At 70.5% G+C, this 9813-nt stretch carries 1 protein-coding gene; it reads left to right on the top strand.

Annotation, left to right across the window (positions count from 1 at the left end; all coding sequences use genetic code 11):
- Positions 1–9813 (top strand): non-ribosomal peptide synthetase (locus LXT23_RS49350; RefSeq protein ID WP_253987533.1); only part of this gene is annotated, 9813 nt, incomplete at both ends.

The raw sequence follows: 9813 nt of genomic DNA, 5'->3' as shown, positions 1-9813 counted from the left end.
ACCTGCCCTCGGCGCTGAAGCTCGACGGCACCGTGGACGTGGAAGCCCTGCGCGAGGCGCTGCACGCGCTGGTGCGGCGGCACGAGGCCCTGCGCACCACCTTCGTCGTGCGCAACGGCGAGCCCACGCAGCACATCCATCTTGAGCTCCCGCTGGAGCTGCCCGTGGTCGACCTGTCCGCCCTGAGCGAGGCCGCGAGGGAGGCAGAAGCGCGGCGGCTGGCGCAGGAGGAAGCCCAGCGCCCGTTCGACCTGGCGCGCGGGCCGCTGCTGCGCGCCACGCTGGTGCGCCTGGCCCCCGAGCAGCACCTGCTGCTGGTGACGCTGCACCACATCATCTCGGACGGCTGGTCCACGGCCGTCATGGTGCGAGAGCTGGGCGCGTACTACCGCCAGTTCACCGGCGGCGAGCCCGCCCGCCTCGCGCCGTTGCCCGTGCAGTACGCGGACTACTCGGTCTGGCAGCGGCAGTGGCTGCAGGGTGACGTGCTGAAGCAGGAGCTGGGCTGGTGGCGCCACGAGCTGGCCGGTGCCTCCACCTCGCTGGAGCTGCCCACGGACCGCCCGCGTCCCGCCGTCCAGACGTACCGCGGCGCCCTGCTTCCCGTCGCCTTGAGCCGGAGCGTGAGCGAAGCGGTGAAGGCCCTGGCCTGGCGCGAGGGCGCCACGCCTTTCATGGTGCTGCTCGCCTCGTGGCAGCTGCTGCTCTCCAAGTACTCAGGGCAGGACGACGTCTCGGTTGGCTCGCCCATCGCCAACCGCAACCGGGTGGAGACCGAGAGCCTCATCGGCTTCTTCATCAACACCCTCGTGCTGCGCGCGAAGATTGACGGCCGTCAGTCCTTCCGCGAGCTGCTCGCCCAGGCCCGGCAGCGCACGCTCGCCGCGTACGAGCACCAGGATGTTCCCTTCGAGAAGCTGGTCGAAGAGCTCCAGCCGCAGCGCGACCTGAGCCGCAGCCCGCTCTTCCAGGTCACGCTCACGCTGCAGAACACGCCCAACGAGACGCTGAACCTGCCCGGGCTGACGCTCACCCCCGTCGCAGCGGAGCTCGACTCGTCGAAGTACGACTTCAGCCTCCTGCTCGAAGAGGGCAGCGAGGGCTTCACTGGCTTCCTCAACTACAACACCGACCTCTTCAACGCGGACACGGTGCAGCGGCTGATGCGGCACTACGCCGTGCTGTTGGAGGAGGCTGTCGCCGCGCCCGAGCGCAGGCTCGACCTGCTGCCCGTGCTGACGCAGACCGAGCGCCAGCAGGTGGTGACCGAGTGGAGCGGCAAGCGCGGGGACTACCCGAGCGATGCCTCCCTGGCGGACCTCTTCGCGCAGCAAGCGAAGAGCACGCCCGAAGCCATCGCGCTCGTCTTCGGCGATGTGCAGCTCACCTACGCCCAGCTGGACACGCGCGCCAACCAGCTCGCCCATTACCTGCGAGCGATGGGCGTGCAGACCGGAAGCCGCGTCGCGGTCCGCCTCGAGCGCTCCGTCGACTTGATTGTCGGCCTGCTCGCCATTCTCAAGGCCGGCGCCGCCTACGTGCCGCTCGACAAGGGCTGGCCCACCGAGCGCGTCACCTTCGCCCTCCAGCAGGCCGCGGCAGGTGTGCTCCTCATCCAGTCCGACCTCGCCGACGAGCTGCCCGACACGGGCAGCGTCCTCGTCGTCCTGGACGAAGAAGGCGCGCGCATCGCCCGCCAGCCCGAGTCCGCCCCCGCCATTCCCTCCACCGGGGATGCGCTGGCGTACGTGATGTTCACCTCGGGCTCCACCGGCCAGCCCAAGGGCGTCTGCGTGCCTCACCGCGCCGTCGCGCGCCTGGTGAAGAGCAACAGCTTCATGCGCTTCGGGCCCCAGGAAGTCTGGCTCCAGGCCGCCCCCGTCGCCTTCGACGCCTCGACTCTCGAAATCTGGGGTGCGCTCCTCAACGGCGCGAAGCTCGTCCTCGCCCCGGCCCACTCCCTCTCCCTGGAAGAGCTGGGCTCCGAGCTGGTGCGCCACCGCGTTACGTCCCTCTGGCTCACCGCCGCCCTCTACGAGCAGATGGTCGCCCACCAGCCTCAGTCCCTGGCTGGTGTGAGCCAGGTGCTCGCCGGTGGTGACGTGCTGCCCGCGCACCGCGTGCGTGAGCACCTCGCTCGCCTGCCCGAAGGCAGCGTCCTCATCAACGGCTACGGCCCCACCGAGAACACCACCTTCTCCGCCACGCACACCCTGCGCGCCGGGGACGTGGTGGGACGTTCCGTTCCCATCGGCCGGCCGCTGCCCCACTCCACCACCTACGTGTTGGACGAGGCCTTCCAGCCGCTGCCGCCCGGCGTGCCTGGAGAGCTCTTCGTCGGTGGCGAAGGCCTCGCCTGGGGCTACCTCAACCGCCCCGACCTCACCGCAGAGCGCTTCATTCCCCACCCCTTCGCCTCCACCCCTGGCGCGCGCCTCTACCGCACCGGCGACAAGGTGCGCTGGACGGCCGACGGCACCCTCGAGTTCCTGGGCCGCACCGACTTCCAGGTCAAGGTGCGTGGCTTCCGCATCGAGCTGGGCGAAGTCGAAGCCGTCCTGCGCCAGTTCTCCGGCATCCAGGAGACCGTCGCAGTCGTCCGCGAGGACGTCCCTGGCGACAAGCGCATCATCGCTTACGTCGTCCCCACCATGCCCGGACTCGACACCGGGGCCCTTCGCACCTTCGTGCAGCAGCGGCTGCCCGAGTACATGGTGCCCTCGGCCTTCGTCGAGCTGGCCACGCTGCCCCTGTCCTCCAACGGCAAGGTGGACCGCAAGGCCCTGCCTGCGCCGGACTTCGCTGCTTCCGCCTCCGAGGACTTCGTCGCGCCTCGCACCGAGCTGGAGACGCAGCTGGCCGGCATCTTCGCAGGCGTGCTCGGCCTGGAGCGCGTGGGCCTGCACGGTGACTTCTTCGACCTGGGTGGCCACTCGCTGCTGGCCACGCAGGTGGTCTCCCGCATCCGCGCCACGCTGAACGTCGAGCTGCCCCTGGGTGAGCTGTTCTCCGCCCCCACCGTGGCCCTGCTCGCCGAGCGCCTCCAGCAGCGTGGCGGCACCGCCCAGCAGCCTCCGCTCGTCCCCGTGGAGCGCACGCAGGCCCCGCCGCTCTCTTTCGCCCAGCAGCGCCTCTGGTTCCTGGACCAGCTCCAGCCGGGAAGCGCCTTCTACAACATCCCCTGGGCGCTGAAGTTCACAGGCGCGCTGGACGTCAGCGCACTGCACCACGCGCTGCGCTCGCTGGGGCAGCGTCACGAGGTCCTACGCACGACGTTCGTCGTGCAAAACGGCGAGCCCACGCAGCACATCCATCCCGAGGTCCGGCTGGAGCTGCCGGTGGTGGACCTCAGCACCCTACCTTCCACCGAGAGGGAGGCGGAGGCTCGCAGGCTGGCGCGCGAGGAGGCGCAGCGCCCGTTCGACCTCGCCCAGGGCCCGCTGGTGCGCACCACGCTGGTGCGGCTGGCGCCCCAGCAGCACCTGCTGCTCGTAACGCTGCACCACATCGTCTCCGACGGCTGGTCCATCGCCGTCATGGTGCGAGAGCTGGGCGCGTACTACCGCCAGTTCACCGGCGGCGAACCCGCAACGCTCGCCCCGCTGCCGGTGCAGTACGCCGACTACTCCGTCTGGCAGCGTCGCTGGCTGCAGGGCGACGTGTTGAAGCAGGAGCTGGGCTGGTGGCGCGAGCAGCTGGCCGGTGCGTCCCATGCGCTGGAGTTGCCCACCGACCGTCCGCGTCCCGCCGTCCAGACGTACCGCGGCGCGGAGCTTCCGGTTCCGCTGTCTCGGGAGCTGAGTGAAGCCGTGAAGGCGCTGGCCCGCCGCGAAGGGGCCACGCCCTTCATGGTGCTGCTGGCCTCCCTCCAGCTGCTGCTCTCCAAGTACTCAGGGCAGGACGACATCTCGGTCGGCTCGCCCATTGCCAACCGCAACCGGGCGGAGACCGAAGGCCTCATCGGCTTCTTCATCAACACCCTCGTGCTGCGCGCCAGGATTGACGGCCGTCAGTCCTTCCGCGAGCTGCTCGCCCAGGTGCGAGAGCGCACGCTGGCCGCGTACGAGCACCAGGACATCCCCTTCGAGAAGCTCGTCGAGGAACTGCAGCCCCAGCGCGACCTGAGCCGCAGCCCGCTGTTCCAGGTCACCCTGACCCTGCAGAATGCTCCCACCAACGAACTGGAGTTGCCCGGGCTCACCCTCAGCCCCCAGGTGACGGCGAGCGACACCTCGAAGTACGACTTCAGCATCCTGCTCGATGAGGGCAGCGAGGGCTTCACCGGCCTTCTCAACTACAACACCGACCTCTTCGACGCCGCGACGGCCGAGCGCATGATGCGCCACTACGCCGTGCTGCTGGAGGCGGTTGTCGCCGCCCCCGAGCGACAGCTCGGCCAGCTCCCGGTGCTCACGCAAGCTGAGCGCCAGCAGGTGGTGACGGGGTGGAGCGGGAAGCTCGGCACCTATCCGAGCGACACCTCCCTGGCGGACCTCTTCACGCAGCAGGCGAAGAGCACGCCCGAAGCCGTCGCGCTCGTCTTCGGTGACGAGCAGCTCACCTACGCCCAGCTGGACGTGCGCGCCAACCAGCTCGCCAACTACTTCCGCACCCTGGGCGTGCAGGCTGGCAGCCGTGTCGCGGTCCGCCTGGAGCGCTCCGCGGACCTGGTGGTCGGGCTCCTGGGCATCCTCAAGGCGGGCGCCGCCTACGTGCCGCTCGATAAGGGTTGGCCCACCGAGCGCGTCACCTTCGTGCTCCAGCAGTCCGCCGCGGCCGTGCTGCTCACGCAATCCGGCCTGGCCGACGAGCTGCCCGACCTGGGCAGCGTGCTCGTGGTCCTGGACGAGGAAGGCGCACGCATTGCCCGCCAGTCCGACTCCGCGCCAATGGTTCAGGTGGGCGGCACCGACCTGGCCTACGTGATGTTCACGTCGGGCAGCACCGGCCAGCCCAAGGGCGTGTGCGTGCCCCACCGCGCCGTCGCGCGCCTGGTGAAGAACAACGGCTTCATGCGCTTCGGCAGCCAGGAAGTCTGGCTCCAGGCCGCGCCTATCGCCTTCGATGCGTCCACCCTGGAAATCTGGGGTGCACTGCTCAACGGCGCGAAGCTCGTCCTCGCCCCGGCCCACTCCCTCTCCCTGGAAGAACTGGGCTCCGAGCTGGTGCGCCACGGCGTCACCTCGCTGTGGCTCACCGCCGCCCTCTATGAGCAGATGGTCGCCCAGCAGCCGCAAGCCCTGGCTGGTGTGAGCCAGGTGCTCGCCGGTGGTGACGTCCTGCCCGCGCACCGCGTGCGTGAGCACCTCGCTCGCCTGCCCGAAGGCAGCGTCCTCATCAACGGCTACGGCCCCACCGAGAACACCACCTTCTCCGCCACGCACAACCTGCGCGCCGGAGACGAAGTCCTCCGCTCCGTCCCCATTGGCCGGCCGCTGCCGCACTCCACCACCTACGTGTTGGACGACGCCTTCCAGCCGCTGCCGCCCGGCGTGCCTGGAGAGCTCTTCGTCGGTGGCGAAGGCCTCGCCTGGGGCTACCTCAACCGCCCCGACCTCACCGCAGAGCGCTTCGTCCCCCACCCCTTCGCCACCACCCCCGGAGCGCGCCTCTACCGCACCGGCGACAAGGTGCGCTGGACGGCCGACGGGACGCTGGAGTTCCTGGGCCGCACCGACTTCCAGGTGAAGGTGCGTGGCTTCCGCATCGAGCTGGGCGAAGTCGAAGCCGTCCTGCGCCAGTTCTCCGGCATCCAGGAGACCGTCGCAGTCGTCCGCGAGGACGTCCCTGGCGACAAGCGCATCATCGCTTACGTCGTCCCCACCATGCCCGGACTCGACACCGGGGCCCTTCGCACCTTCGTGCAGCAGCGGCTGCCCGAGTACATGGTGCCCTCGGCCTTCGTCGAGCTGGCCACGCTGCCCCTGTCCTCCAACGGCAAGGTGGACCGCAGGGCCCTGCCCGCACCCGACTTCGCCGCGGCTTCTTCCGAGGACTTCGTCGCGCCTCGCACCGAGCTTGAGACGCAGCTGGCTGGCATCTTCGCGGGCGTGCTCGGCGTGGAGCGCGTCGGCCTGCACGGTGACTTCTTCGAGCTGGGCGGCCACTCGCTGCTGGCCACGCAGGTGGTCTCCCGCATCCGCGCCACGCTGAACGTCGAGCTGCCCCTGGGTGAGCTGTTCTCCGCCCCCACCGTGGCCCTGCTCGCCGAGCGCCTCCAGCAGCGCACCACCACCACCCAGCAACCCGCGCTCGTCCCCGTGGAGCGCACGCAGGCCCTGCCGCTGTCGTTCGCCCAGCAGCGCCTCTGGTTCCTGGACCAGCTCCAGCCGGGAAGCGCCTTCTACAACATCCCCTGGGCGCTGAAGCTCACCGGCACGATGGACGTCCCCGCGCTGCACCGCGCGCTGCGTGCGCTGGTCGAAAGGCACGAGGCCCTGCGCACGACTTTCGTGGTGCGGGACAGCGAGCCCACGCAGGTCATCCATCCCGAGGCTCGGCTCGACCTGCCGGTGCGCGATATCAGCGGGCTGGACTCCGCCCGCCGGGACGAGGAAGCGAAGCGACTGGCGCACGAGGAAGCGCAGCGTCCGTTCGACCTCGCGCAGGGACCGCTGGTGCGTACCACGCTGGTGCGCCTGGCGCCCGAGCAGCACGTGCTGCTGGTGACGCTGCACCACATCGTCTCCGACGGCTGGTCCATCGCCGTCATGGTGCGAGAGCTGGGCGCGTATTACCGCCAGTTCACTGGAGGCGAGCCCGCAACGCTCGCGCCGCTGCCCGTGCAGTACGCAGACTACTCCGTCTGGCAGCGCCAGTGGCTGACGGGTGACACGCTCAAGCAGGAGCTGGGCTGGTGGCGAGAGCAACTGGCCGGGGCTCCCGCCGCGCTGGAGCTGCCCACGGACCGCCCGCGCCCCGCGCTGCAGACGTACCGGGGCCGGACGCTCTCCATTCCTCTGCCGCGCGAGCTGAGCGACGCGGTGAAGGCCCTGGCCCAACGCGAAGGCGCCACGCCCTTCATGGTGGTGCTCGCGACGTGGCAGTTGCTGCTGTCCCGCTACTCCGCGCAGGACGACATCTCGGTGGGCATGCCCATCGCCAACCGCAACCGGGCGGAGGTCGAAGGCCTCATCGGCTTCTTCGTCAACACCCTGGTGGTGCGCGCGAGCATCGACAGCCGCCAGTCCTTCCGCGAGCTGCTCTCCCAGGTGCGCCAGCGCACCCTGGCCGCGTACGAGCACCAGGACGTCCCGTTCGAGAAGCTCGTCGAGGAGCTCCAGCCGCAGCGAGACTTGAGCCGCAGCCCTCTCTTTCAGGTCAGCCTCACCTTCCAGAACGCGCCGGGCGAGCCGCTGAAGCTGCCCGGCCTGGAGCTGGAGCTACTGCCCTCGCAGTCGGAGGCGGCGAAGTTCGACCTCGACCTCGGCATGGACGAGGTGGACGGCGGCCTGACAGGCTCGCTCAACTACAACACCGACCTCTTCGACACGGCCACGGCGGAGCGGCTGGCAAGGCACTTCCGCGTGCTGCTGGAGGCCGTCACCGCGGACGTGCGGCGCCCGCTGTGGCAGCTCGACCTGCTGACCGCCGACGAGCGCCGGCAGTTGCTGGTGGACTTCCGGGGCCGTCACGAGATGTACCCGCGTGACGTGAGCCTGCATGCGCTCATCGAAGCGCAGGTGCAGCGCACGCCCGACGCCGAGGCCATCCGCTTCGAGGGTGAAGCCCTCACCTACGCGCAGCTCGACGCGCGCGCCAACCAGCTCGCCCACCACCTGCGCTCGCTGGGCGTCGGCCCCGAGTCCCTCGTCGGTGTCTGCCTCGAACGCTCCCCGGAGATGGTCGTCGCCCTCGTCGGCGTCCTCAAGTCCGGCGCGGCCTACGTCCCCATGGACCCGGCCTACCCGCGCGAACGCCTCGCGTGGATGCTGGAGGACACCGCCGCCCCCGTCATCCTCACCCAGGAGCGGCTGCTCTCCGTCCTCCCGCCGCACGATGCGAAGGTCCTCTGCCTCGACACGCAGTGGGACTCCGTCGCTTCCCAGCCGACCTCCCGCCCCGTGCCACTGGCCGGCCCCGAGGCGCTGGCCTACGTCATCTTCACCTCCGGCTCCACCGGCCGCCCCAAGGGCGCGATGAATGCCCACCAGGGCGTCGTCAACCGCCTCCTCTGGATGCAGCAGCAGTACGGCCTCTCCGCTGCGGACACGGTGCTGCAGAAGACGCCCTTCAGCTTCGATGTCTCCGTCTGGGAGTTCTTCTGGCCTCTCATGACGGGCGCTCGCATGGTGCTCGCCCGTCCCGGTGGCCACCAGGACCCGACGTACCTCGTGCGCCTCATGGCCGACGAGCGCGTCACCACCGCCCACTTCGTCCCCTCCATGCTCCGCGCCTTCGTCGAGGAGCCCGGCCTGGAAGGACTGAAGGACCTGCGCCGCGTCGTCTGCAGCGGCGAAGCCCTGCCCGCTGACCTCGTCAACAAGGCCCACGCTCGGCTGCCGGTAGCCGCGGTCCACAACCTCTACGGCCCCACCGAGGCCGCCGTCGACGTCACGTACTGGGAGTGCCCGCGCGGCGAAGTGCTGCGCAGCGTCCCCATCGGCCGCCCCGTCGCCAACACCCGCATCCACATCCTCGACGCCCATGGCCAGCCGACGCCCGTGGGCGTCTCCGGCGAGCTCTTCATCGGCGGCATCCAGGTGGGCCGCGGCTACTGGAACCGGCCCCAGCTGACCGCTGAGCGCTTCATCCCAGACGCCTTCAGCGACACGCCCGGTGCCCGCCTCTACCGCACCGGAGACCTCGCGCGCTGGCTGCCCGACGGCACCGTCGAGTACCTGGGCCGCGCCGACTTCCAGGTGAAGCTGCGCGGCTTCCGCATCGAGCTGGGCGAAATCGAAGCCGCCCTGCGTGCGCAGTCCGGAGTCTCCGACACCGTCGTCGTGGTGCGCGAGGACGGCCCCGGTGGCGCACGGCTCGTGGCCTACCTCGTGCCCACCGCCTCCGCCGAGCCGGAGTCCCAGGCCTCGCGCGCAGCGGTCACCACGCAGGCCCCCACCGCCTCCGCCGAGCTGGAGTCCCAGGCCCGACGCCCTGCGGTCACCGCGCAGGTCCCCGCCGCGTCCACCGCACTCGACACCAAGGCCCTGCGCACCGCGCTCCTGGCGCAACTGCCCGAGTTCATGGTGCCCTCGGCCTTCGTCGTGCTGCCCGTCCTGCCCCTGTCCCCCAGCGGCAAGGTGGACCGCAAGGCCCTGCCCGCTCCCGAGCAGGCGGATACCTCCCGCGCGTACGTGGCCCCCAGCACTCCCACTGAGGAGCTGCTGGCCAGCCTCTACGCCCAGGTCCTCGGCCTGGAGCGCGTGGGTGCCACTGACAGCTTCTTCGAATTGGGCGGCCACTCCCTGCTGGCCACCCAGGTCGTCTCGCGCCTCCACGCCGCGCTGGGCGTGACCCTCCCGCTGCGCACCCTCTTCGAGTCCCCCACCGTCGAGCAGCTCGCCCGCCAGGTGGACGCCGCGAAGGGCTCGAGCCAGGGGCTGTCCCTGCCGCCGCTGCGCCCCGTCTCGCGCGACGGCGCCATTCCGCTCTCCTTCGCCCAGCAGCGCCTCTGGTTCCTCGACCAGCTCCAGCCGGGCACGGCCACCTACAACCTGCCCTTCGCGCTGAGGCTCGAAGGCGCCGTGAAGGTCGAGGCCCTGCACGGCGCGCTGCACGCGCTGGTGCGGCGGCACGAGGCCCTGCGCACCACCTTCGTCGTGCGCAACGGCGAGCCCACCCAGCACCTCCACGCCGAGCTCCCGCTGGAGG

This window comes from Pyxidicoccus xibeiensis, from assembly GCF_024198175.1.
GTDB classification, from domain to species: Bacteria; Myxococcota; Myxococcia; order Myxococcales; family Myxococcaceae; genus Myxococcus; species Myxococcus xibeiensis.
This window is presented reverse-complemented; position numbering and strand designations above follow the sequence as displayed.